This window comes from Marmoricola endophyticus (genome assembly GCF_014644415.1).
Classification (GTDB): Bacteria; Actinomycetota; Actinomycetes; order Propionibacteriales; family Nocardioidaceae; genus Marmoricola; species Marmoricola endophyticus.
Window position 1 is genome coordinate 524,121 of sequence record NZ_BMKQ01000001.1, and the last position, 22,927, is coordinate 547,047.

Sequence of the window (22,927 nt, forward strand, 5' to 3'; positions counted from 1 at the left end):
ACCTCCCGGGAGCGACCGTGACCACGGACAGGACACCCGCTTGAATGGGCGCATGGATGCGGAGACCGACGAGCAGCGCGTGGTCACGGCGACGCGCGACATCGCCGCCGACCCCGACGTGCTCTTCGAGCTGATCGCGGACCCCGCGCGCCAGCCGGAGTGGGACGGCAACGACAACCTCGCCGAGGCCGACGGCGGTCAGCGGGTGCGCGCGGTCGGCGACGTCTTCCGTACGACGCTGACGCGACGCGGTGTCCGCGAGAACCACGTGGTCGAGTTCGAGGAGGGTCGGCTGATCGCCTGGAAGCCGGGCACGCCCGGCGAGGAGCTCGGCGGGCACCTGTGGCGCTGGGAGCTCGAGCCGATCGGTACGAACGGCACCCGGGTGGTCCACACCTACGACTGGACCGGGCTGCAGGACGAGGCCCGTCTCGAGCGTGCGAGAGGCACCACGAAGGAGATGCTGCTCGCCTCGCTGGTACGGCTCGCCGCGCTTGCCGAGCCGTGTGCCGAGTAGGCCGGCGAGTGTCCACCTACCGCTGACCGCCCCCTCCGGGACGGTCCGCGTGCCAGGCCCCCAGGAGGTCGCGCTCCTCGGTGTCCGCGAGGCCCGCTGACCACTCCCGGTCCAGCCCGGCACGCCAGAGGAGGACGTCGGAGAGGGTGTCCGAGAGTGGACGGGGTGCCAGACCCGCGGCGTACGCCCGGTCCGACCGGTGGGCGCAGAAGCCGGCCATGGTCTCGGGCAGCCAGAGCGGCAGCGAGCGACGACCGGCCCAGTGCTCCACGCCGTGCTCCCGCAGCCAGTCCTCCGGTACCGGCACCGTCCGTGCCGTGCCGCCCCCGACGGCCGCCGCCACTGCGAGGTGCTCGGCCATCGGCGTCACCGGTCCCGTCGTGTTGAACACCCCGGCGACCGTCTCCGCGACGCAGCGCAGCAGCCAGGACGCCAGGTCCCGCACGTCGAGCAGCGCCGTCGCCTGCGCGCCGGCATCGGGGACGAGAACCTCGGCGCCGCTCGGGTGCGCGAACCGCCACGGCCAGTACGCCGCCCGGTCGTGGGGGTCACCCGGACCACCGAGGAGACCCGAGCGCGCGATGGTGCAGCGTCCCTCGTACACCTCGAGCACGGCGCGCTCGCAGGCGACCTTCGCCGCGCCGTACCCCTCGGGCGTGCCGTTCTCGTCGCCGGGAGGCAGCAGCGGGCCCGCCTCGTCCTGGCCGGCCGTGAGCGTGTCGGCGTAGACGTTGCCGGTCGAGACGAGGACGTAGTGCCCGGTCCGCAGGTCACGCACTGCCCTGCGAACGTGTGACGGTCGGCGGGCGACGTCGAGGACGGCGTCCCACGACCGGTCCGCCACCGCGGCCAGCCCGGTGTCCGCGTCCCGGTCCGCCCGGACCAGACGGGTCCCCGGTGCGTGCGGGCCCGCCTCGCCGCGGGCGAGGCAGACGACGTCGTGCCCGGCCGCGACCGCCCGGGCCGCGAGCTCTCGACCGAGCCAGGCGGTGCCGCCGAGGACGAGGATGCGCATCAGCCGATCCCATCAGCCTGGGTCCGGGCACACCAGCGCATTCTGCTCTCAGCGAGCCGGCTCGGCGGCGAGCCGTGCGGTCTCCTCCTCGGTGAAGATCCGCGACCGGATGATGAACCGCTTGCCGGTCGGACCCTCGATCGAGAACCCCGCTCCCCTGCCCGGCACCACGTCGATCGTGATGTGGGTGTGCGACCAGTAGGCGAACTGCTCGCGCGAGATGTGCACCGGCACGATGCCGTCGGGATCGACGTCGGGGTCCGCACCGATGTCGAGGTCTCCCAGGTGCACGTCGGTCGGCCCGACGAGGTAGAAGCCCTGCGTGAAGCACATCGGCGCCGACCCGTCGCAGCAGCCGCCGGACTGGTGGAACATCAGCGGCTTGCCGTGGCTGGCCCGGAGGCCGCGGAGCACGTCCGCGGCCTCCGGGGTGACGGCGACGCGTTCGACTCGCTCGATGTCGTCGTCGGTCATGGTCACGTCCTTCGTCTCGGCCGCGGTCGGTCTGGCAGCGGCTGGCCTGGCGTCGGGGCGCACTGAGGTCTCGACACGCTCCGTTCCGGCCTCGTTCCTCGCCCGAAGTCGCTGCTCGACCACCACTGACCCGATTCCTCGCTCCGCTCGGTCTCGGGTCGCAGCTCGACCACCATCAGCGGATCCGCTGGCGCGTCTCCGCTCAGAAGAACCCCTGCTTGTTCTCGGCGTACGAGACCAGGAGGTTCTTCGTCTGCTGGTAGTGGTCGAGCATCATCGCGTGGTTCTCGCGACCGATGCCCGAGGACTTGTAGCCGCCGAACGCCGCGTGCGCGGGGTACGCGTGGTAGCAGTTCGTCCACACGCGGCCGGCCTGGATCTCGCGGCCCGCACGGTAGGCGGTGTTGGTGTCGCGCGACCACACACCGGCGCCGAGCCCGTACAGCGTGTCGTTGGCGATGCTCATCGCGTCGTCGAAGTCGTCGAACCCGGTCACCGAGACCACCGGCCCGAAGATCTCCTCCTGGAAGATCCGCATCTTGTTGTGGCCCTGGAAGATCGTCGGAGCGACGTAGTACCCGCCGGAGAGGTCGCCACCGAGGTCGACGCGCTCACCACCGGTGATGATGCGGGCGCCTTCCTGCACGCCGATCTCGAAGTACGACAGGATCTTCTCGAGCTGGTCGTTCGAGGCCTGCGCACCGATCATCGTGTCGGTGTCGAGCGGGTTGCCCTGCTTGACGAGCTTGGTCCGCTCGGTCACCGCGGGCAGGAACTGCTCGAGGATCGAGTTCTGGATCAGGCCGCGGCTCGGGCAGGTGCAGACCTCGCCCTGGTTGAGCGCGAACATGGTGAAGCCCTCGAGCGCCTTGTCGTAGAACGCGTCGTCCTTCGCGGCGACGTCCTCGAAGAAGATGTTCGGCGACTTGCCGCCCAGCTCGAGGGTCACCGGGATCAGGTTCTGGCTGGCCATCTGCATGATCAGGCGGCCCGTCGTGGTCTCGCCGGTGAAGGCGATCTTGCGGATCCGGCTGGACGACGCCAGCGGGGCGCCCGCCTCGGCGCCGAAGCCGTTGACCACGTTGATGACGCCGGCCGGGACGAGGTCGGCGATCAGCTCCATCAGCAGCATGATCGAGGCCGGGGTCTGCTCGGCCGGCTTGATCACCACGGCGTTGCCGGCGGCGAGCGCCGGGGCCAGCTTCCAGACCGCCATCAGCAGCGGGAAGTTCCACGGGATGATCTGCCCGACCACGCCCAGCGGCTCCTGGAAGTGGTACGCGACGGTGTCGTCGTCGATCTGCGAGAGGTGACCCTCCTGGGCGCGGATCGCGCCGGCGAAGTAGCGGAAGTGGTCGACGGCCAGCGGCAGGTCGGCGGCCAGCGTCTCGCGGATGGGCTTGCCGTTGTCCCAGGTCTCGCCGACGGCGAGCATCTCGAGGTTCTGCTCGATCCGGTCGGCGATCTTGTTGAGGACCACGGCGCGCTCGGCCACCGACGTCTTGCCCCAGGCGGGTGCGGCGGCGTGCGCGGCGTCGAGGGCGGCGTCGATGTCGGCCTCGGTGCCGCGCGCGATCTCGCAGAACACCTTGCCGTTGACCGGGGAGATGTTCTCGAAGTACTGACCACCCTTCGGCGCGACGTACTCGCCGCCGATCCAGTGGTCGTAGCGCGGCTTGTAGCTGACCGGGCTTCCCTCGGTCCCCGGCTGGGCGAAGACAGGCATGGCACGACTCCTTCGTCGATGAGCACCGGTCGACTGGGGACCGGCCGGATGTGGTGCACGCCACGTTAGGGAGACCTCAGTTGCACAGAGGTTGCGACGCTGTCGCTGCGCGCCGGAACGGCGTCAGCCGAGCCGGGCGTCCAGCTCGCGCAGGTGCCGCTCGACGTGCCCGAGCCGGGGCGAGTCGGCGGGCAGCGAGTCGAGGGCGCAGGCCCACACCGCGTAGTCCTCGCGACCGAACTCGGTGTCGGCGAGCGAGAGGATCGCGTCGGGGTCACGGCTGGCCAGCACCGCGGAGCGCAGCCGCGCGTGCAGGTCCTCGCGGATCTGCACCACGGCGGGCGACTCCGAGCGTGGCAGCACCGGGCCGCGGTACGAGGCGACGGCCTGGCGCATCCGGCCCGAGCGCACCGCCTGGCGCACCTCGTCCAGGTCGGTGCTCAGACCGCGCGGGAGCCGGTACGGGCGCGAGGCCAGCTCGACCGGCCCCAGCAGGTGGCGCAGGCGGGAGACCTCGGCGCGCATCGTGACGCCCGCCTGGTCCCGCTCGGTGAGCCCGACCGCCAGCTCGGCACCGCTGAGGCCTTCGGCGCTCTCGGCGAGCAGCAGCAGCATCTCGCTGTGCCGCATCGATAGCCGGGTCGTGGTCGGCCCGTGGGACAGCACGGCGCCGTGGCGACCCAGGACCTGCAGCTGCGGTCGCGACGGCCCGGCGGCCGCGCCGACGCCCGTGAGCCGGCTGATCCGCAGCTCCGCCTCCGCGGCCGCCGCGGTGGCTCGTACGAGGTGGAGCGCGTGCGGGGTCGCCACCTCCACGCCACCGGTGACGTCGAGGACACCGAGCATGGCGCCGGTGTCGGGGTCGCGGATCGGCGAGGCGGAGCAGCTCCACGGCGTCACCCGCCGGGAGAGGTGCTCGGGACCGAGGATCTGCACCGGGCGACCCAGCGCCAGGGCCGTCCCCGGGGCGTTGGTCCCCGCGCTGGCCTCGCTCCAGTCGGCGCCGGCGACGAACGCCATCGCCTCGGCGCGCGAGCGCAGCGCGGACGCGCCCTCGACGTACAGCAGCCGACCGGCCGCGTCGCTGACCGCGACGACGAGTCCGGCCTCGGCGGCGGAGTCGACCAGCAGCCGCCGGATCACTGGCATCACGGCCGTCAGCGGGTGCGCGGCGCGCAGGTCGGCCAGCGCGTCGTCGGAGATCCCGACCGCGGCCGAGGTCCGCTCCGGGTCGACGCCCTCGCGCAGCGAACGACGCCAGGACTCCAGCACCAGCGAGCGCACGCCGTCGTCGGCCTCACCGGTGGTCAGGAACCGGTCGTGGGCAGCGTCGAGCAGGCGGGTCAGCTGCGTGCTGTCCGCGCCTCGGGGAATGGCGAAGTCCTGCCCCACGAATCGGAGCGTACGACGGACGTGGGCCTCGTCACACCTGGCCGACCGGACTGTTCTCCCCCGACCGGCAGGCTCCGACGAGCGCCGTGTGCGGTGCCGCTGGCTACGCTCGGGCCTCGTGACCGTGAAGACCGTGCCCGCACTGGCTCTGGCGCTCGCCGCGGCGATGCTCTCGACGGCCTGCTCCTCCGAGCAGTCCGACGCAGGGTCGGCACCGTCCTCGAGCAGCGCCTCGCCCGGCAAGGGCGGGTGCGCGTACGTCGACTCCGGCCAGGAGGCGGCCAAGCCCGTGCAGAAGCCGCCGGCCGAGCCGACCGAGAAGGGCGACGTCCCGGTCGACATCGCCACGAACTTCGGCGACCTGAGCGCGACGCTGGACGGCAAGACCGCCCCGTGCGCGGTGAACTCGTTCCTCAGCCTGGCCCGGCAGGGCTGGTACGACGACACGAGCTGCCACCGGATCACCAGCGACTCCCGCGGCTTCCACGTCCTGCAGTGCGGAGACCCGACGGGCACGGGCACCGGCGACCCGGGCTACCGCTTCGCCGAGGAGGTGGACGCGGACACCAGCTACGAGCCGGGCACCATCGCGATGGCCAAGACCACCCAGCCCGACACGACCGGCGCCCAGCTGTTCATCGTGTACGACACCACCCAGCTGCCGGCCCAGTACACCGTCCTCGGCACCCTCACCCCCGCCGGACTGGCCGTCGCCAAGAAGGCCGCCGCCGCGGCGGTGAAGGGCAAGCCCGACGGGTACGACGGTCCCCCTGCCACCGCGGTGACCGTCACCGGCGTCACCCGCGGCTGACCCGCTGCTCGTGGACCGCCGTCGGCTCGGGCTCCTCGCGGTCGCGGCGCTCGCCGTCGTCCTCGTGGTCGGCGTCCTCGTGCGCTCGGCCACCGACGACGAGTCCCCCCGCCCGACCCCACCGTCGCCCTCGGCGAGCGGCACCGCGCCGCCGCGCGGCACCGGCGGCAGCCTGTCCTCGCTGACCTCACCGGAGAACGAGGCGCTCTCCCGGTGCCGACCCGGCGCCGACGCGCTGGCCGACTGCGGGAAGGCACCCGCCTTCTCCGGCACCACCCGGTGGTTCAACACTCCCGGCGGCCGCGCCGAGCCCCCCGCGACCCAGCGCGGGAAGGTCGTGCTGGTCAGCTTCTTGTCCTACCCGTGCGCGAGCTGCGTGCGGCACCAGCCGTACGTCAACGCCTGGTACGACGCCTACCGGGGCGCCGGGCTGCAGGTGATCGGGGTCGAGTCGCCCGAGCACGACTTCGAGAAGCGGCCCGCGAACGTCGCCGCCGGCCTCGCCGGCCTCGACGTCCAGCACCCGGTCGTCATGGACCCCCGGCTGGAGACGTGGACCGCCTACCGCAACCGCTACTGGCCGTCCTCCTTCCTGCTCGACGCGCGCGGTGCCGTCCGCGCGGTCCAGCTCGGCGAGGGCGGGTACGAGCGCACCGAGCGGCAGATCCGTACCCTCCTGCGCGCCGCACGGCCGGACGTCGAGCTGCCCTCCCCCGTCAGCGGGGACGTCGACGCCCCGCCGCTCCCACCCACCTCGACGACACCGGGCGTCCGCCTGGGCTGGACGCACGCCGACACCTACGCCGGCGCGCCGTCGCGACCGGTGGCCGGGCGGAGCGAGGACTACCGCCTCGGGGCCGACCAGCCCACGGGGAGCTGGGGTCTGGGCGGCACCTGGACCGCGGACACCGCCGCGGTCACGGCCGAGGGCGAGTCACGTCTGCGGGTGCGGGCCCGCAGCAGCCGGGTCGACGCCGTCGTCGGCGGCACCGGGACGATCACGGTGAGCACCGAGGAGGGCAGCCGCACCGTCGAGGTCTCGGGAGCGCCCGGACTCGTCGGTCTGCTCCGTGCCGACGAGGCCCGGGAGCGCACCGTCACGCTCGAGGTGTCCGCCGGGCTGCGCGTCTACGCGGTGACCTACGCCTGAAGCGCCTCGGTCAGGAACTCCACCTGGGCGGCGACCGACCGCTCGAAGACCTCGCCGAGGTAGATCTCGAAGTGCCCGACCTCGAACCGCTCGGTGCGGACGGGACCGCCGGCGGTCCGCGCCACCTTCTCCACCGCCGACGGCGGCGCGACCGAGTCGCGCCCGGCGACCACGAGCAGCATCGGCACCCGCACCCGGGGCGCCAGCCGCACCGGTCGGTTGAGCGCGATGGGAAGGACCGCACGCGCCGGCATCCGGTTGACGAAGTCCGGGCCCACGATGCCGCCGTAGCCGGACTCGGAGTCGGGCGAGGTCATCGCCGCCACTCCCCCGGGCGCGGCGTAGATCGCGATCTCGTGCGGGCTGCGGCGCAGGACGCCCCGCGCCGCGTCGAGCAGTGCGTGACCGGACAGGCGCACCAGGGCGAGCGGGCCGGCGTACGACAGGATCTGCAGGACGGCGGCGGCGCCGTCCATCGCCGCACCCTGGGAGACGACCGCGGCGACCCGCGGGTCCTGCGCCGCGACGGCCACGACGTGCCCGCCGGAGTACGACGAACCCCACACGGCCACCCGGTCCGGGTCGACTCCCGGCGTCGACCGCGCGTGGGCGAGGACGGCGTGGTAGTCCGCCCGGTGCCGGCGGTGGTCGACGAGCTGCCGCGGCACGCCGGACTCGGTGCCGGAGTCGCCGAAGCCGCGGTAGTCGAAGACCATGACGTCCAGCCCCGCCGCGGCGAAGCGCTCGGCGTAGGGCGCGAGGTGGTCCGCGCGTGTCGCCCCGAAGCCGTGGGCCATCACCACGCACGGCCGTCCGGCAGCCGTGGCCAGGGTGTCGCTCCCGGCCTCGTAGTGCCACACCGCCAGCGGGGTGCCGGAGCTGTCGACCGTCTCGTCCGTGCGCACCCGGTGAGTATGCACCGGGCGAGCACGGTCGGCCTCTACGATCCGCCCATGCGCAGCGGTCCGGCCCCTCGCGAGACCGGGCTGGACGTCGTCCGCGCTGTCGCGCTGGTGTCGATGTACGTCGCCCACTTCGCACCGAGCGACGGTCCCGGCGGCGTGCTCGGGCTCAGCGAGTACCTCACCGCCCCGCTGTTCGCCTTCCTCATCGGCTGGAGCGCGCACCTCGCGCTCGCCCGGGGCCGCGAGTCGGTCCGGGACGTCACGGTCCGCGGCCTGGTCGTCCTCCTGGTGGGTCTCGCGCTGGAGCCGGCGATCGACCAGATCTACGTCATCCTGCCCTGGCTGGCGCTGCTGATCTGGGTCATGGGTGCCCTGTCCCGGCTGGGCTCTCGGTGGCTGGTCGTCCTCGCCACCGGGCTCGTCCTGGTCGAGCCGACGCTGCTGGACCGCTCCCGCGACTGGCTGCAGTCCGCGGCCCCCGAGCGGCACGGGGCCGGGATCGTCAGCCCGGTCGACCTGCTTCCCAAGCTGGTGGAGCTGGCCGCGGGCGGCGACGCCTACCGCCTGACCGTGCTGGTGCCGATGGCGTGCCTCGGCGTGCTGGTGGCCCGGCACGCGGCGGGAGGTCCGGTGGGCATGATCACCGGAGCCACCGCCTGCGCGGGCAGCGCGGTGCTGCTCCTGCTCGGACAGCTCGACGCGGTGACGCTCGAGCCGTACTCCGGCCGCTGGGCCGAGCTCGTGCTCGAGGCGCTCCTCGTGGTCGCCGTGACCTTCGTCGTACGTCGGGCCGCCGCCGTGCTCCCGCGGACGGCTCGACTCCTCGCTCCCGCCGGAGCGATGACGCTGAGCCTGTACGTCGTCCAGGTCCTCGCCTCGCAGGCCTGGATCGCCGCCGGTGTCTCCGACCGCGGCCTCGGGGGCACCTCGGTGGCCACCGACGACTCCTGGCTCCTCCTGGCCGTCCTGGTGCTCGGCAGCGTGGTCCTCGCCGCCGCCTGGGCGCGCCTCCTCGGGGGTACGCCGCTCGCCCGCGGACCGCTCGAGGCGGTCGTACACCGGCTGACCCGGGCCAGCGCCCCGGTCCGCGCTGCGTAGCCTGGCGGCATGGATGAGCGGACCACCTTCCGGATCGGGGACGAGGGGGTCGACGGCTACCGGCTGCTCACGGCGCTGGTGGTCCCACGGCCCATCGCCTGGGTGTCGACCCTCGACGAGTCCGGACGGGGGAATCTCGCGCCGCACTCCTTCTTCAGCGTCGCCAGCGCGGACCCGCCGACGGTGATGTTCACCTCCGTGGGCCACAAGGACACGGTCCGCAACGTCACGGCCACCGGGGAGTTCACGATCAGCGTGGCCACGGCAGGGATGCTGCAGGAGGTCAACGACTCCAGCGCACCCTTCGAGCACGGCGAGGACGAAGCCCAGGCACTCGGGGTGGCGATGGCTCCCTCGCACCTGGTGGCACCGCCCCGGGTGCGTGACAGCCCCGCGGCGATCGAGTGCCGGCTCGACCGGCTCGTCGAGGTCGGGAGCAACACCGTGGTGCTCGGGACGGTGCTGGGCGTCGACGTGGCCACCGACGCCCTGGACGGGAGCCACCCGACGATGGCGGCGCTGCAGCCGCTGTCCCGCCTCGGCCGCGACGAGTGGGGTCGCCCGCCCGAGGTCTTCAGCATCGAGCGCCCGGCGTCCGTCGAGGACACCAGGCGCGGGCGCTGACCCCGCTCCCGCTCGCGCGGGTGCGGCGCAGTCAGACCAGCCGGTCCGCCCCGACGTAGACGACCGCGCGGCCGCCTCGGCTCCACCCGACGAGCACTGTCGACGCCCCGCGCGCCAGCTCCACCGACAGCGACGTCGGAGCCCCCACCCCGACCACCGCGGTCACTCCCGCCGCCACGGCCTTCTGCACGATCTCGAAGCCGAGGCGCCCGCTGGTCACCAGGACAGGCGGGCCCTGCAGGCTCGCGGTGCCGAGCAGTAGCGCACCGGAGACCTTGTCGACCGCGTTGTGGCGCCCGACGTCCTCGCGGACGACGCACAGCTCACCGGCCGTGGTCGACAGCCCTGCCGCGTGCAGGCCGCCGGTGCGGTCGAAGAGCCGCTGGCGCTCTCGCATGGCGTCGGGCAGCCCGCGGAGGACGTCGGCGTCCAGCTCCACCTGCGGCACCGTCCGTGGGCGGCCGGCCAGTCCGGCGAACACCTCCTCGATGCTGTCCGCCCCGCAGACCCCGCACGCCGACGAGGCGGAGGTGATCCCCGGGTAGCGCCCCCCGGGAGTGCGGCGCTCGGCCACCGACGTCGTCACCGTGACCACGTTCAGCTCCTGCTCGGGCGTGAGGTCGCGGTCGGTGCAGTACGCCACCTGCTGCAGGTCGTCGGGCCCGTCGAGCACCCCCTCGTGGAACATCCAGCCGGCGGCCAGCTCGAAGTCGTGCCCCGGGGTCCGCATCGTCACGCTCACCCGCCTGGCCGGCACGCCGGGCGACGCGAGCCGCACCTCCAGCGGCTCCTCGGTGACGACCTTGTCCTCGTGCGCGGTCCACCGGCCGTCCCTCAGCTCGCGGACACCGGCCCGCACGGTCGGCCCGGGGCGGCGGTCGGATCGCACGCGTCGACCCTAGACCCGCCGCGGTCGAGCGGCTCATCCGTCACACCAGCCACAGGCTCCGCGTGGCGGTCCGAGACTGTCGGTGGCCCTGCCTAGCGTTCTCGTCGTGCGCATCCTCCACACCTCCGACTGGCACCTGGGCCGGTCGTTCCTCGGCGTCGGGATGCTCGTCCACCAGGCCGCCTTCGTCGACCACCTGCTCGAGACCGTCGAGGAGCGTGAGGTCGACCTCGTCGTCGTGCCCGGAGACGTCTACGACCGCGCCCTCCCCCCGGGTGAGGCGGTCGCCCTGCTCGAGCGCACCCTCGAGCGGCTCGCCGACTCACGGGCCACGGCTGTCCTCACCAGCGGCAACCACGACTCCGCGCTGCGCCTGGGCTTCGCCTCGAGCCTGATCGCACGCTCGGGCGTCCACCTGCGGACCGATCCAGCCGGCGTGGGGACCCCCGTCGAGCTCACCGATGAGCACGGCCCGGTCGTGGTTCACGCCCTGCCCTACCTCGATCCCGACGGACTGCGCCAGACGTGGGCGCTGGAGGAGCGCAGCCACGCCGCCGTCCTCGGCGAGGCCCTGCGCCGGGTCCGCGCCGACCTCGCCGCCCGCCCCGGGGGCACCCGCAGCGTCCTGCTGGCCCACGCGTTCGTCGCCGACGTCGCGGCGAGCGAGCCTCGTCCCGAGCCGGACGCGGGTGCGACACGCAGCGACAGCGAGCGTGACATCTCCGTCGGCGGTGTCGAGATCGCTCCGCTGTCGCTGTTCGCGGACCTCGACTACGTCGCTCTCGGCCACCTGCACGGGCGGGCCACGCTGAGCGAGACCGTGCGCTACTCCGGGTCGCCCCTGGCCTACTCCTTCTCCGAGGCCGGCCACCGCAAGGGCTCGTGGCTGGTCGACCTCGGTGCCGGCGGCGTCGTCCGGTCCGAGTTCGTGCCCTCCCCCGTGCCTCGTGCGCTGCACCGGCTGCGCGGCACGCTCGACGAGCTGCTCGACGACCCTCGGCACGCGCCTGCCGAGGACGGCTGGGTCCAGGCGGTGCTGACCGACCGGGTGCGCCCGCGTCAGGCCAAGCCGCGCCTGGAGCAGCGGTTCCCGCACCTGCTGTCCCTCGCCTTCGAGCCCGCGGGCGCGACCGCGTCCGCCGTGCCCGGTGCCAGCGTCACCACCGGCACGTCCGACCGCCAGGTCCTGCTCGACTTCGTCCGCGACGTGCGGGGCCAGGACGCCGACGCCGCCGAGCGGTCGCTGCTCGGCGAGGCCGTCGACGCCGTCGGGCACGACACGGTCGCGGTCCGCGACGCCCGGGTGGTGCGCTGATGCGGCTGCACTCGCTGAGCCTCACCGCCTTCGGGCCGTTCGCCGGCACGACCGAGGTCGACTTCGACGACCTCGGCGCCTCCGGTGTCTTCCTGCTGTGCGGGGACACCGGAGCCGGCAAGACGACGGTGCTCGACGCCGTCTGCTTCGCGCTCTACGGCGACCTCCCGAGCCGTCGGGCGAAGGCCAAGCAGCTGCGCAGCCACTTCGCTGCCGACGGCGTCGGTCCGAGCGTCCGGCTCGAGGCGAGCTTCGCCGAGCGGCGGCTGCGGTTCACGCGGTCCCCGGCCTGGCAGCGGCCGAAGCGCCGCGGCACCGGGCTGACCGAGGAGAAGGCCAAGGTGCTCGTCGAGGAGCTCCGCGACGAGTCCTGGGTGGCGGTCGCCGGGCGCCCCGACGAGGCCGGTCTCCTGGTCGACGACCTGCTCGGGATGACCAAGGACCAGTTCGACCAGGTCGTGCTGCTCCCGCAGGGCCAGTTCGACTCCTTCCTCTCGGCGAGCGCCGAGGACCGCCAGCAGGTCCTCACCAAGCTGTTCGCGACCCACCGCTTCGAGGCCGTGCAGCGGTGGTTGGTGGAGCGACGCTCCGTCCTGCGGCGCGAGGGCGAGGCCCACGCCTCTCGGGTGAGCGCCCTCCTGCACCGGCTGAGCGAAGCCACGGGCACCGCCGTGCCCGTGGAGCTCGTGGAGCGACCCGACGAGGCGGCCGCCTCGGGGAGCACGTCGACCTGGGCCCACGCCCTTCAGCAGGCGGCGGTGGAGCAGAGCGAGGCCACGCAGCGAGAGCACACCGCGGCCGGGGACGCCCTCACCTCGGCCCGGACCGCTCTCGACGCTGCGCGCATCCACGCCGACCTCGTACGCCGCCACGCTGCCGCGTGTGCAGAGCTCGACCGGCTCGGAGCCGGCGAGGAGCGGGCCGAGCGCGACGAGCGCCGCGTGGCTGACGCCGCACGCGCCGCAGCGGTCGCCGTGCGGGCGGAGCGGGCCGAGGCGGCCCGTCGCACGGCCGACTGCGCGGAGCGCGAGGCCGTGCGTGTGCTGTCCGGGGTGCAGGCCTCGCTGCCGGGCGACGACGAGGCGGGGCGGCAGGCAACGGCGGACTCCGCGGAGGAGATCGGGACCCGGGCCGACGAGGCGGCACGCCGAGCCACGTTCGCCGAGGCCCTGGCGCCGCACGTCGAGGAGCTCAGCGACCTGCGGCGCGAGCTCGACCGGCTCGACGAGCGGATCACCGCCGCGGACCACGAGCTCGAGTCCCTGGACGCTCGTGCGCGGACCAGCGCGGAGGACGAGGCCAGGCTGGACGCCCGCGTGCTCGCGCTCGAGGCGACAGCCGCCGGGATCGACGAGGCCAGGACCGCGCTCCACGACGTCGACCGCTCGTTGAGCCGGCACGCGAGGGTTGCCGAGCTGGAAGGGCTGGCCCGTACGGCCCGCGATCGGCTCCACGCCGCCGACGAGGCGCGCGCGGTGGCTCGTGAGCGCCGCGACGACCTGCGGGAGCGACGCCTGCTCGGCATGGCCGCCGAGCTCGCCTGCCGGGTCGCCGACGGCACCGGCTGCCCGGTCTGCGGCAGCCACGACCACCCGCACCTGGCCGTCCCGGCACCCGGGGCGCCGACCGAGGCCGACGAGCGCGCCGCCCAGGTCGCCGCCGACGATGCCGAGTCGGCGCAGCAGGTGGCCCGCGAGGAGCTCAGCGGAGTGGAGAGCACCCTGCGCGGTCTCGCGGTGGAGCCCGGTGCACTCGGACCGCTGGAGCTCGCCGAGCAGCGCCGCGACCTGCAGCAGGCTCTCGACACGGCCACCACCGCGGCCGCCGACCTGGTGTCCGCGCGAGAGCGGCTCCGCGCGAGTGCCGAGGAGCGCAGCCGGCACGATCGCGACCTCGCCGCGATGCGCAGCAGCCGCTCGGGGCTGGCCGAGCAGCGCGAGACTGCTGCTCGCCGGACCGATGCGACCGCTGGCCGACTGCGCGGCATGCTCGGGGCGGAGGAGGTCGACGAGGCCGCCGCCGACGCCGATCTGGCCACCGCGGTGCGGGAGTTCACCGACCGACAGCGACAGGCGGCCGACTCGCTGCGTCTGGCTCGCACGGCACTGGAACGGCGTGATCGGGAGCGTGCGGCGGCCGCGTCCGCCGAGCAGGAGGCCGATGCCGCGGCGGTCGACGCCGGGTTCGCCGACCGTGCCGAGGCCGTCGCCGCGGTGATCCCCACCGAGCGTCTCGAGGCCCTGCGCGACGAGCTGCGCACCCGTGCCGACGCGAGCGCGGCGGCCCGTCAGGTGCTCGCCGACCCCGACGTGCGCGCCGCGCTCGGCGGCGAGCGTCCGGACCTCACCCGAGCGGAGGCCGCTCACGACGAGGCAGCGGACCTCGACGCCGTCTCGCTGACGCGCGCGACCCGCGCTCGCGAGCGGGAGCGCGCGGTGCGGGCCCACGTCGCTGCGCTCGGTGCCGTCCTGGCGGACTGGGCTCCCGTGCGGGAGTCGCTCGAGGTCGCCCGGGCGATGGCCGAGCTGGCCGAGGGCAAGGGTGTGCAGAACCACCGCGCCATGAGCCTGTCCGCCTACGTCCTTTCCGCGCGGCTCAGCCAGGTCGTCGCTGCCGCCAACGAGCGGCTGACCCTGATGTCCGACTCGCGCTACGTCCTCGAGCACACCGCCGAGCGCAGCGTCGGCGACAGGCGAGGAGGGCTCAGCCTCCTGGTCCGCGACGAGTGGACCGACGAGGTGCGCGACCCGGTCACCCTGTCCGGCGGGGAGACCTTCGTGGTCTCCCTCGCCCTCGCGCTCGGGCTGGCCGACGTGGTCACCGCCGAGTCCGGAGGCACGCGGATCGACACCCTCTTCGTCGACGAGGGCTTCGGGTCCCTCGACCCGGACACGCTCGAGCTGGTGATGGACAGCCTGGACGACCTGCGCGAGGGCGGACGGGTGGTCGGCGTGGTCAGCCACGTGCCCGAGCTGCGCAGCCGGATCGGCACCCAGCTGGCTGTCACCAAGGAGCGGGACGGCTCGAGCGTCGCCGTGGTGCACGCGAGCGCGTGAGCGCCGGCTTCAGCCCGGCCGCCGGAAGCGGTAGGTCTGCGTGATCAGCTCGTGGTCACCGAGCTCGAGCTCGGTGCCGTCGGTGCCGATCCAGCGGCCGTCGCGCTGCGTGTACTCTTCGAAGGCCGATACGGGGCGCAGCTCGACCAGCTGCAGCTCCGGCTCCCCCTGCGGCCCCCGGTCCCACCGCAGCTCGAAGGGCCGCTCGCCCCACCGCCACGACCCGAGCAGGCCGGCCACGTCGGGAGGAGGCGGTGGAGGTGGGCACCAGCCGGTGCCGGCGGGCACGACGTCGACCGGGTCCGCGGACAGCATCCGGTGCGCGAGCGGGACGGAGGGGTGGCCGGTGGTGCCGTTGGCGAGACCGACGTACGCCCGGCCCGCGGCGCGGTCGGCGAAAGCGGTGGCCATGAACCCTGGCATCGTCCCCGTGTGCCCGACCAGTCCGGCGTCGACGCGGAAGCCGAGGCCGTACCCCGTCCCCGGCAGCACCTCGACGGAGGCCTCCTCCAGGGTCGACCTCGCGAGCACGTCGCCGTCACCGGCCAGGACGAACCCCGCGTACGTCGCGAGGTCGTCCAGCGTGCTCCACAGCTGTCCGGCCGGCGCCATCGCCCCGGTGTCGCTGTGCGGCTCGGCGACGAGCCCGCCGTCGAGGTGCGCCACCGACCACCCCTGCGCGTGCGGCCCCTCGGGTACGTAGCTGGTCCGCGCCATCCCCAGCGGAGCCAGCACCCGGCGCCGGACCAGCTCCCACCAGGAGTCGCCGAGCACCTCCTCGGCGACAGCGCCGAGCAGCCCGTACCCGAGGTTCGAGTAGCGGAACTCCTGCCCGGCCACGGCCGCAGGCGCACGCTCCTCCTCCGCCGCGAGCAGCGCAGCGCGGTCACCTCGGCCGTGCCACTCCCACCAAGGCCCTGCCGGCTCCGCGGGGAGGCCGGCGACGTGACCCATCGTGTGCCGCACGGAGCGGTCGGGGTACGGCACGCCGGCGACGTACGCCGACAGCGGGCGGGCGAGGTCGAGCAGCCCGGCGTCACGGGCCTGGAGCAGCAGCACCGCCGTCAGCGTCTTGCTGATCGAGCCGATCCGGTACTGCACGTCGGTCGGGTCGGTGGGCCAGCCGCCGCTCTCCGCGGCCCACTCCCCCACGGCCCCGCTCCAGGTCAGCCGCCTCCGAGCGTCGACGACACCGCCGACGACGGAGGGCAGACGACCTGCTCGCTGCGTGGAGGCGAGCAGGTCGTCGCGCCAGGTCGATCCGTCCACGACCGGGCTACTCCGCGAACGCCTCGAGCGGTGGGCACTCGCAGACCAGGTTGCGGTCGCCGTAGGCCTGGTCGATCCGCGAGACCGGCGGCCAGTACTTGTCCGCGTCGACTCCGGTCGGGTAGGCCGCGAGCGCGGCCGGGTAGCCCAGCTCTGCCTCTGCGCCGAGCAGCACCGCCGCCGTGTGCGGCGCGCCGCGCAGCGGCGAGGACTCCGCGTCCCACTCCCCGGCCGCCACGCGGTCGATCTCGGCGCGGATCGCCAGCATCGCCTCGCAGAAGCGGTCCAGCTCGCCGAGGTCCTCGCTCTCGGTCGGCTCGACCATGAGGGTGCCGGCCACCGGGAAGCTCATCGTCGGGGCGTGGAACCCGTAGTCGATCAGCCGCTTGGCGACGTCGTCGACGCTCACGCCGGTGTCCTTGGTCAGGTCGCGGACGTCGAGGATGCACTCGTGGGCGACGAGCCCGTGCTCCCCGGTGTAGAGCACCGGGAACGCCTCACGGAGGCGAGCCGCGACGTAGTTGGCCGACAGCACCGCGACCGCGGTCGCGCGGGTGAGCCCCTCCCCGCCCATCATCCGGACGTACGCCCACGAGATGGGGAGGATCCCGGCCGAGCCGTGCGGCGCCGCGCTCACCGGGCCGATGCCTTCGCGACGGCCGGCCTCGGGGTGCATCCCGTGCGAGGGCAGGAAGTCGGCCAGGTGCGAGCGCACCGCGACCGGTCCGACCCCGGGCCCTCCCCCACCGTGGGGGATGCAGAACGTCTTGTGCAGGTTGAGGTGCGAGACGTCGCCGCCGAACTCGCCCGGCTTGGCGAAGCCGAGCAGCGCGTTGAGGTTCGCGCCGTCGACGTAGACCTGGCCGCCCGCCTCGTGGACGATCGCGCACAACCGGTCGATGCCGGACTCGTACACCCCGTGCGTCGAGGGGTAGGTGACCATGATCGCGGCCAGGTCGTCGGCGTGCTCGGTGCACTTGGCCTGCAGGTCGGTCAGGTCGACCTCGCCGGAGTCGGTGGCCGCGACCACGACGACGCGCATGCCCGCCATCACGGCCGAGGCCGCGTTGGTGCCGTGAGCGCTGCTGGGGATGAGGCAGACATCGCGGTGCTCGTCCCCGCGCGAGCGGTGGTAGCCACGGATGGCCAGCAGCCCGGCCAGCTCGCCCTGGGAGCCGGCGTTGGGCTGGACGGAGACCCGGTCGTACCCGGTGACCTCGCCCAGCCAGCCCTCGATGTCGGCCACGAGACGGTGGTAGCCCGCCGCGTCCTCGGCGGGCGCGAACGGGTGCAGGTCGGCGAAGCCGGGCAGGCTGATCGGCTCCATCTCGGTGGTGGCGTTGAGCTTCATCGTGCAGGAGCCGAGCGGGATCATCCCGCGGTCCAGCGCGAAGTCGCGGGCTGAGAGCCGGCGCAGGTAGCGCAGCATCGCCGTCTCCGAGCGGTGCGCGTGGAACACCGGGTGCTGGAGGTACGACGACTCGCGGCGCAGCGCCGGCGGCAGCGCGTCCGGCGACCGGAGGTCGACACCCGCCAGGTCCGTCGACTCCCCAGCCACGCCGAACGCCCGCAGCACCGCGGCCACGTGCGCCAGCGTCGTGCGCTCGGAGCAGGACACCCCGACCGTGTCGGCGTCGACGGCGAGCAGGTGGATGCCCTCGTCGTGCGCACGGGCGACCACGCCGGTCGCACGGCCGGGCACGCGGGCGCGCACGGTGTCGAAGAACTCCTCGTGCACGACCTCGACCCCGGCCTCGCGCAGCGCGGCGGCGAGCACGACGGCGTGCCGGTGGGTGCGCTCCGCGATGGCGCGCAGACCGTCAGGTCCGTGGTAGACGGCGTACATCGAGGCGGCGACCGCCAGCAGTACCTGCGCGGTGCAGATGTTGGAGGTCGCTCGGTCGCGGCGGATGTGCTGCTCGCGCGTCTGCAGGCTCAGCCGGTACGCCGGACGTCCGGTCGCGTCGCGGGACACCCCGACCAGCCGGCCCGGCAGGTGTCGCTCCAACCCTGTGCGCACGCCCATGAACCCGGCGTGCGGGCCGCCGTAGAACAGCGGTACGCCGAAGCGCTGCGAGCTGCCGACCACGATGTCGGCCCCGAGCGCTCCCGGGGACTCCAGCACCGTCAGCGCGAGCAGGTCGGCGGCGACGACGAGCATCGCGCCGCGCTCGGTGAGCTGCTCGGCCAGCGAACGCGGGTCGAGGACGCGGCCGGAGGTGCCCGGGTACTGCAGCAGCGCACCGCACACCGGCCCCTCGGGGAGCCCGTCGGCGAGATCGGCGACGACCACGTCGATCCCCATCGCCTCGGCGCGCGTGCGGACCACCTCGATGGTCTGCGGCAGTGCGTCGGCGTCGAGGACGAACGGGCCCTCGGCCTTGCGGTTGGCCCGGCGGACGAGCGTCATCGCCTCGGCCGCGGCCGTCCCCTCGTCGAGCAGCGAGGCGTTGGCGACGCCCATCCCGCTCAGGTCGGCGACCATCGTCTGGAAGTTGATCAGCGCCTCCAGACGACCCTGGGAGATCTCCGGCTGGTAGGGCGTGTACGCGGTGTACCAGCTCGGGTCCTCGAGCACGTTGCGCCGCACCACGGGCGGCGTCACCGTGCCGTGGTAGCCGAGCCCGATCATCGGCTCCAGCGGGTTGTTCATCGCGGCCAGCGCGCGCAGCTCGGCGGCGGCCTGCTCCTCGGTGGCGGCGTCGGGCAGCTGCAGCGCGCCGCTGCGGATCCCGCCGGGGACGGCGGCGTCCATCAACGCGTCGAGGGAGGGCTGGCCGATGTGCTCCAGCATGGTCTCGACCGCGCCGGCGTCGGGGCCGACGTGGCGCTGCACGAAGTCGGGGTGGCCGAGGTCGGCCAGGGTGCGGTGGTCGGACATCGCGTGGTCCTCCGGGGGTCAGGCGGTGCGGCTCGTACGGGAGCCTGTTCGGGCCCACGTCTCGCCGCCGGTCGCCTCCCCCTCAGTCACCCGCCACGTCGCGTGCTCCTGAGCTGCCTCGACCGCACGGTCCTGGCGCCTGAGAGGTTCCGGGGAGTGTTGCCCCTTCGGCGCTCCGTCACCGGCCGGTGACGAAGACTCTCCCGTGCAGGGTCGTCAGCACGGCCGAACCTACCACCGAGGACGGGTCGCGGAGGGCTGTGCCGCCCGGACACGAGACACCAGGAACGCCGACCGGGCAGCTCCCGCACACCCCAGCACGCCGAGCGGGCAGTTCCTGCACACCCCATCACGCCGAGCGGGCAGTTCCTGCACGTGCGACGTGCAGGAACTGCCCGGTCAGCGCTGTGGAACGTGCTCGAGGTGTCCGGTGGGCCAGACTCAGCCGGCCTCGCGCGCGCGGCGGCGGGCGGACAGCTCGTCGTCCGTGGCCACCGCGTCGGGGGCCGTCCGCTCGCTGGGGAGATCGGAGAGCGAACCTTCCATGTCGCGCCACACACCGCCGATGGCGATGCCGAAGACTCCCTGGCCGCCCTGGAGGAGGTCGATGACCTCGTCGCTGCTGGTGCACTCGTAGACCGTGGCGCCGTCGCTCATCAACGTCACCTGCGTGAGGTCCTCGGTGCCGCGCTGGCGCAGGTGCTGCACGGCGGTCCGGATCTGCTGCAGCGAGACGCCGGCGTCGAGCAGGCTCTTGACCACCCGCAGCAGCAGGATGTCGCGGAACGAGTAGAGCCGCTGCGTGCCGGAGCCGGTGGCGCCGCGCACGGTGGGCTCGACCAGACCCGTCCGGGCCCAGTAGTCGAGCTGCCGGTAGGTGATCCCGGCAGCGCTGCATGCCATCGGTCCGCGGTAGCCGAGGTCGTCGGGAAGCGGCGACACGTCATCGTCGAAGAGCAGGCCCTGCTCGCGGGCCTCCTGCTGAGCCTCGGTCTGCGCGCTCTCACGCGAGTTCGACCGGTTGTCGAGCTCACCACTCATCGACTGCACCTTCCGGTTGTGGCCGTGCCCTTCGGGATCGGCCGGGGTCGTGCTCGGGGGGAGTCACCGGTCAGTCGGCGACGGGTCCCGGGGCAGCACATCCGTGGAACTACACCCGCGACACTTCCTCAGACGGTAGGGCCGCCCGCTCGCCTTGGCAACGAGCCGTCCCGGCGTGTCGGCCTCAACCTCCACTTCAAGGTCAGGGTCGGGCCCGCCGGCTCAGCTCCGCGGCTCCGGACCGGCGGATCCCCCGCCGTCCGGCTCCTCCGGCGGCTCGAAGTCCTCGGGCGTGACCTGGTCGAGGAACTCGCGGAACTTCTCGACCTCGTCCTCCTGCTCGTCAGGCACCTCGATGCCGGTCTGCTCCAGGAGGTCCTCGGCACACACGATGCGGGTGCCGGTACGCAGAGCCAGGGCGATCGAGTCGGAGGGACGGGCACTGACCTCGAGCCCGGAGGCGAACGCGAGACTCGCGAAGTAGACGCCGTCGCGGACCTCGGTGATCCGGATCTCCGCCAGGTCGTTCCCGGTGGCGTCGAGCACGTCCTTGAGCAGGTCGTGGGTGAGCGGTCGCGGCGGGACGACCCCCTGCTGGGCGAAGGCGATCGCGGTTGCCTCGACGGCGCCGATCCAGATCGGCAGGTAACGCTCGCCCCCGCTCTCGCGCAGCAGCACGATCGGAGTGTTGGAGGGCATCTCGACCCGGACCCCGACGACCTCGACCTCGCGCACGCCTCGAACCCTACTCCGCGCTGCACGTGTCGTGACGACGTGGCGTCGCGCTCAGCGCAGCCTGCGCAGACCGACCTTCACCAGGCTGGCGTGCAGACGGACCGACAGCTCGGCGATCTCGCGGACGGCCTGCTCGGCACTCTCGCGCTGCATCGGGGTCACCACCTGGTCGACCAGCCCGACCTCGCGGTCCGCAGCGGCCTTGAACGAGCGTAGGTGCCGCGGCTCGATGCCGTACGCGGCCAGCCGCCCGGCCACCCGAGCGATGGCGAGGGACTCGCCGTCGTAGTAGCGCGACCCCGTGCGCGGGCGGACCAGGCCGTACTCCTCGAGCGCGACGAGCAGCTCCTCGGCGATCGGCGCCGTCTTGATCAGCTCGTTGCGTGAGATCCGCTCGTCACCGCGGTCGTCGGCGTACGCCGCCGCGGAAGGCAGGCCGTCCGGCGCCAGGTGCAGCAGCGGCACACCCTCCGAGGGCACCAGACCGGCTCCGGGGCCGGTGGGCACCTCCCCCCGGTCGATGGCGGCGAGCTGCTCGCGGATCACCCGCAGCGGGAGGTACTGCTTCTGCGCGCGCAGGACGTAGCGCAGCCGGTCCATGTCGGCCTCGGAGTACTTCCGGTAGCCCGACGGGGTGCGCTCGGGCTCGACGAGTCCCTCGGTCTCGAGGAACCGGATCTTGGACTCCTTGATGTCCTCGTCCGGGAAGTCCGCCTTCAGCCGAGCCAGTGCCTCCCCGATGCTCAGCCGCGCGTGTGCTGCAGATGCCACCCGTGGGTCCTCAGCCGGCCGTGGGTCCGCCGGAGAAGTAGACCAGGCGGAACTTGCCGACCTGGACCTCGTCGCCGTTGCTGAGGTCGCTCTCCTCGATCCGGTCGCGGTTGACGTAGGTACCGTTGAGGCTGCCGACGTCGACCACGGAGTAGCCGCGCTCGCCGCGCCTGAACTCCACGTGACGGCGCGAGACCGTGATGTCGTCGAGGAAGATCTCCGAGTCGGGGTGCCGTCCGGCGCTCACGACGTCCTGGTCGAGCAGGAAGCGGCTCCCGGCGCCAGGACCACGCTGGACGACGAGCAGGGCGCTGTTGCGTGGCAGCCCGTCGACCGCGGCGGCGTCGTCGGCGGCCAGGCGGTCGCGCTCCTCGCCACCCTCCGCCGACGCAGAACCCGAGCCCACGCCGAAGGTGATCGTCGCCGAGGAGTCCACGACCGAGGACTCCCCGGAGCCGGCCGCGCTCTCCAGCCGGGTGCCGCACTGCGAGCAGAACCGGGCCTGGTCCGGGTTCTCATGGCCGCATTGGGTGCAGAACGGCATCGGCGGTGCTCCTGTACGAGGTGGGGTGCGGGGACGAGGAGAAGGGCTGGGACACGGCGACCGCGGCTCGCGTCGACGGTCCGGACGTCCGGCCCGATCCCTCCGCAGGCGGTCGATGGTGAGGACCGCACCTTACAGGTACCGGTCGCACCGGGAGCCGTCGGCGGAAGGTGGCCGGAGGCCGCCACTCGGTGGGTTCGGGCCGCCTCAGCCGTCGAGGACTGCGGAGTAGGCAGAGGCGTCCAGCAGGTCGTCGAGCTCGCCGGCCGAGGACGGGACGACCTCGAAGAGCCACCCCGCGGAGTAGGGGTCGGAGTTGACCAGCTCCGGTGTCGCGTCGAGCGCGTCGTTGACCGCCACGACCTCACCGGAGACCGGGGCGTAGATCTCGCTGACCGACTTGGTCGACTCGAGCTCGCCGAGCGCGTCCCCGGACGAGATGGAGGTGCCGACCTCGGGCAGCTGCACGTACACGATGTCGCCCAGTGCGTCCTGGGCGTAGTCGGTGATGCCGACCCGTACCGAGCCCTCCTGCTCGCCGGGCTGCCGGACCCACTCGTGCTCGGCGGTGTACTGCAGGTCGTCAGGTATCACGTCGGCTCCTCGGACTTCGACTACGACCGCCGCTCGGACGGTCGCTCGGCACGGTCCGGACGGCCCGGACCCGATCAGCGGACACCGTACCCACATCTCGGACGGGCGTGGACGGGTGCC

The 22,927-nt window shown here is 73.5% G+C and carries 20 protein-coding genes and 1 riboswitch; of the genes, 7 read left to right on the plus strand and 13 right to left on the minus strand.

Annotated features, from left to right (window positions below; all coding sequences use genetic code 11):
• Nucleotides 1-52: 52 nt before the first annotated feature.
• Nucleotides 53-517: an SRPBCC family protein gene (locus IEX42_RS02610; protein ID WP_188777949.1), complete on the plus strand. Its 465-nt coding sequence runs from the start codon at nt 53-55 to the stop codon at nt 515-517.
• Between the two features lie 16 nt (nt 518-533).
• Here the strand turns inward: IEX42_RS02610 and IEX42_RS02615 are convergent, their stop codons facing one another.
• The 4 genes from IEX42_RS02615 to IEX42_RS02630 all read right to left on the minus strand — a co-directional run bounded on the left by IEX42_RS02615 (nt 534) and on the right by IEX42_RS02630 (nt 5,124).
• Nucleotides 534-1,532, minus strand: coding sequence for an NAD-dependent epimerase/dehydratase family protein (locus IEX42_RS02615; protein ID WP_188777950.1), 999 nt, complete (start codon nt 1,530-1,532; stop codon nt 534-536).
• 48 nt (nt 1,533-1,580) lie between these two features.
• A complete protein-coding gene (locus tag IEX42_RS02620; protein WP_188777952.1) occupies nt 1,581-2,006 on the minus strand; it encodes a DUF779 domain-containing protein in 426 nt (141 codons plus the stop codon).
• A gap of 202 nt (nt 2,007-2,208) precedes the next feature.
• Nucleotides 2,209-3,732: an acetaldehyde dehydrogenase ExaC gene (gene exaC / locus IEX42_RS02625; protein ID WP_188777954.1), complete on the minus strand. Its 1,524-nt coding sequence runs from the start codon at nt 3,730-3,732 to the stop codon at nt 2,209-2,211.
• 123 nt (nt 3,733-3,855) lie between these two features.
• Nucleotides 3,856-5,124 (minus strand): GAF domain-containing protein, encoded by a 1,269-nt coding sequence (locus tag IEX42_RS02630; RefSeq protein WP_188777956.1) that lies wholly within the window; start codon nt 5,122-5,124, stop codon nt 3,856-3,858.
• Nucleotides 5,125-5,242: 118 nt separating this feature from the next.
• Between IEX42_RS02630 and IEX42_RS02635 the strand changes: the two genes are divergently transcribed.
• Nucleotides 5,243-5,935, plus strand: a complete 693-nt coding sequence (locus tag IEX42_RS02635; protein WP_229660537.1) for a peptidylprolyl isomerase — start codon at nt 5,243-5,245, stop codon at nt 5,933-5,935.
• 10 nt (nt 5,936-5,945) lie between these two features.
• Nucleotides 5,946-7,085 (plus strand): redoxin domain-containing protein, encoded by a 1,140-nt coding sequence (locus tag IEX42_RS02640; protein WP_188777958.1) that lies wholly within the window; start codon nt 5,946-5,948, stop codon nt 7,083-7,085.
• Here the strand turns inward: IEX42_RS02640 and IEX42_RS02645 are convergent.
• Nucleotides 7,076-7,990, minus strand: a complete 915-nt coding sequence (locus IEX42_RS02645; RefSeq protein ID WP_229660538.1) for an alpha/beta hydrolase — start codon at nt 7,988-7,990, stop codon at nt 7,076-7,078. The two genes, IEX42_RS02640 and IEX42_RS02645, sit on opposite strands and share 10 nt — an antisense overlap.
• Nucleotides 7,991-8,038: 48 nt before the next feature.
• On the opposite strand from IEX42_RS02645, the gene IEX42_RS02650 reads away from it, so the two are divergent.
• The gene (locus IEX42_RS02650) at nt 8,039-9,088 is read left to right on the plus strand and encodes a DUF418 domain-containing protein (RefSeq protein WP_188777962.1); all 1,050 of its coding nucleotides are present in this window, start codon (nt 8,039-8,041) and stop codon (nt 9,086-9,088) included.
• A gap of 9 nt (nt 9,089-9,097) precedes the next feature.
• Complete coding sequence (locus IEX42_RS02655; protein WP_188777964.1) at nt 9,098-9,712, plus strand: flavin reductase family protein; 615 nt, start codon at nt 9,098-9,100, stop codon at nt 9,710-9,712.
• 31 nt (nt 9,713-9,743) lie between these two features.
• Here IEX42_RS02655 and IEX42_RS02660 read toward each other — a convergent pair whose 3' ends face one another.
• Complete coding sequence (locus IEX42_RS02660; RefSeq protein ID WP_229660539.1) at nt 9,744-10,601, minus strand: formate dehydrogenase accessory sulfurtransferase FdhD; 858 nt, start codon at nt 10,599-10,601, stop codon at nt 9,744-9,746.
• A gap of 106 nt (nt 10,602-10,707) precedes the next feature.
• Here IEX42_RS02660 and IEX42_RS02665 point away from each other — a divergent pair, with 106 nt between their 5' ends.
• Both IEX42_RS02665 and IEX42_RS02670 read left to right on the plus strand, forming a co-directional pair.
• Nucleotides 10,708-11,916: an exonuclease SbcCD subunit D gene (locus IEX42_RS02665; RefSeq protein ID WP_188777966.1), complete on the plus strand. Its 1,209-nt coding sequence runs from the start codon at nt 10,708-10,710 to the stop codon at nt 11,914-11,916.
• Nucleotides 11,916-14,972 carry an AAA family ATPase gene (locus IEX42_RS02670; RefSeq protein WP_188777968.1) on the plus strand — a complete coding sequence of 1,019 codons (3,057 nt, stop codon included), beginning with the start codon at nt 11,916-11,918 and terminating at the stop codon, nt 14,970-14,972. The genes IEX42_RS02665 and IEX42_RS02670 overlap by 1 nt, the downstream gene beginning before the upstream one ends.
• Before the next feature lie 9 nt (nt 14,973-14,981).
• Here IEX42_RS02670 and IEX42_RS02675 read toward each other — a convergent pair whose 3' ends face one another.
• The 7 genes from IEX42_RS02675 to gcvH all read right to left on the minus strand — a co-directional run bounded on the left by IEX42_RS02675 (nt 14,982) and on the right by gcvH (nt 22,807).
• Nucleotides 14,982-16,241, minus strand: a complete 1,260-nt coding sequence (locus IEX42_RS02675) for a serine hydrolase domain-containing protein (RefSeq protein WP_188777970.1) — start codon at nt 16,239-16,241, stop codon at nt 14,982-14,984.
• A 7-nt stretch (nt 16,242-16,248) separates the two neighbouring features.
• Nucleotides 16,249-19,122: an aminomethyl-transferring glycine dehydrogenase gene (gene gcvP, locus IEX42_RS02680; RefSeq protein ID WP_188777972.1), complete on the minus strand. Its 2,874-nt coding sequence runs from the start codon at nt 19,120-19,122 to the stop codon at nt 16,249-16,251.
• Between the two features lie 117 nt (nt 19,123-19,239).
• Nucleotides 19,240-19,338, minus strand: a riboswitch (glycine riboswitch).
• A 225-nt stretch (nt 19,339-19,563) separates the two neighbouring features.
• Nucleotides 19,564-20,163: a MerR family transcriptional regulator gene (locus tag IEX42_RS02685; protein ID WP_188777974.1), complete on the minus strand. Its 600-nt coding sequence runs from the start codon at nt 20,161-20,163 to the stop codon at nt 19,564-19,566.
• Nucleotides 20,164-20,385: 222 nt separating this feature from the next.
• Nucleotides 20,386-20,898 (minus strand): bifunctional nuclease family protein, encoded by a 513-nt coding sequence (locus IEX42_RS02690; protein ID WP_188777976.1) that lies wholly within the window; start codon nt 20,896-20,898, stop codon nt 20,386-20,388.
• A gap of 51 nt (nt 20,899-20,949) precedes the next feature.
• The gene (gene ftsR / locus IEX42_RS02695) at nt 20,950-21,669 is read right to left on the minus strand and encodes a transcriptional regulator FtsR (RefSeq protein ID WP_188777978.1); all 720 of its coding nucleotides are present in this window, start codon (nt 21,667-21,669) and stop codon (nt 20,950-20,952) included.
• A 10-nt stretch (nt 21,670-21,679) separates the two neighbouring features.
• Nucleotides 21,680-22,213, minus strand: a complete 534-nt coding sequence (locus IEX42_RS02700) for a double zinc ribbon and FHA domain-containing protein (RefSeq protein ID WP_188777980.1) — start codon at nt 22,211-22,213, stop codon at nt 21,680-21,682.
• Between the two features lie 207 nt (nt 22,214-22,420).
• A complete protein-coding gene (gene gcvH, locus IEX42_RS02705) occupies nt 22,421-22,807 on the minus strand; it encodes a glycine cleavage system protein GcvH (RefSeq protein ID WP_188777983.1) in 387 nt (128 codons plus the stop codon).
• Nucleotides 22,808-22,927 lie beyond the last annotated feature (120 nt).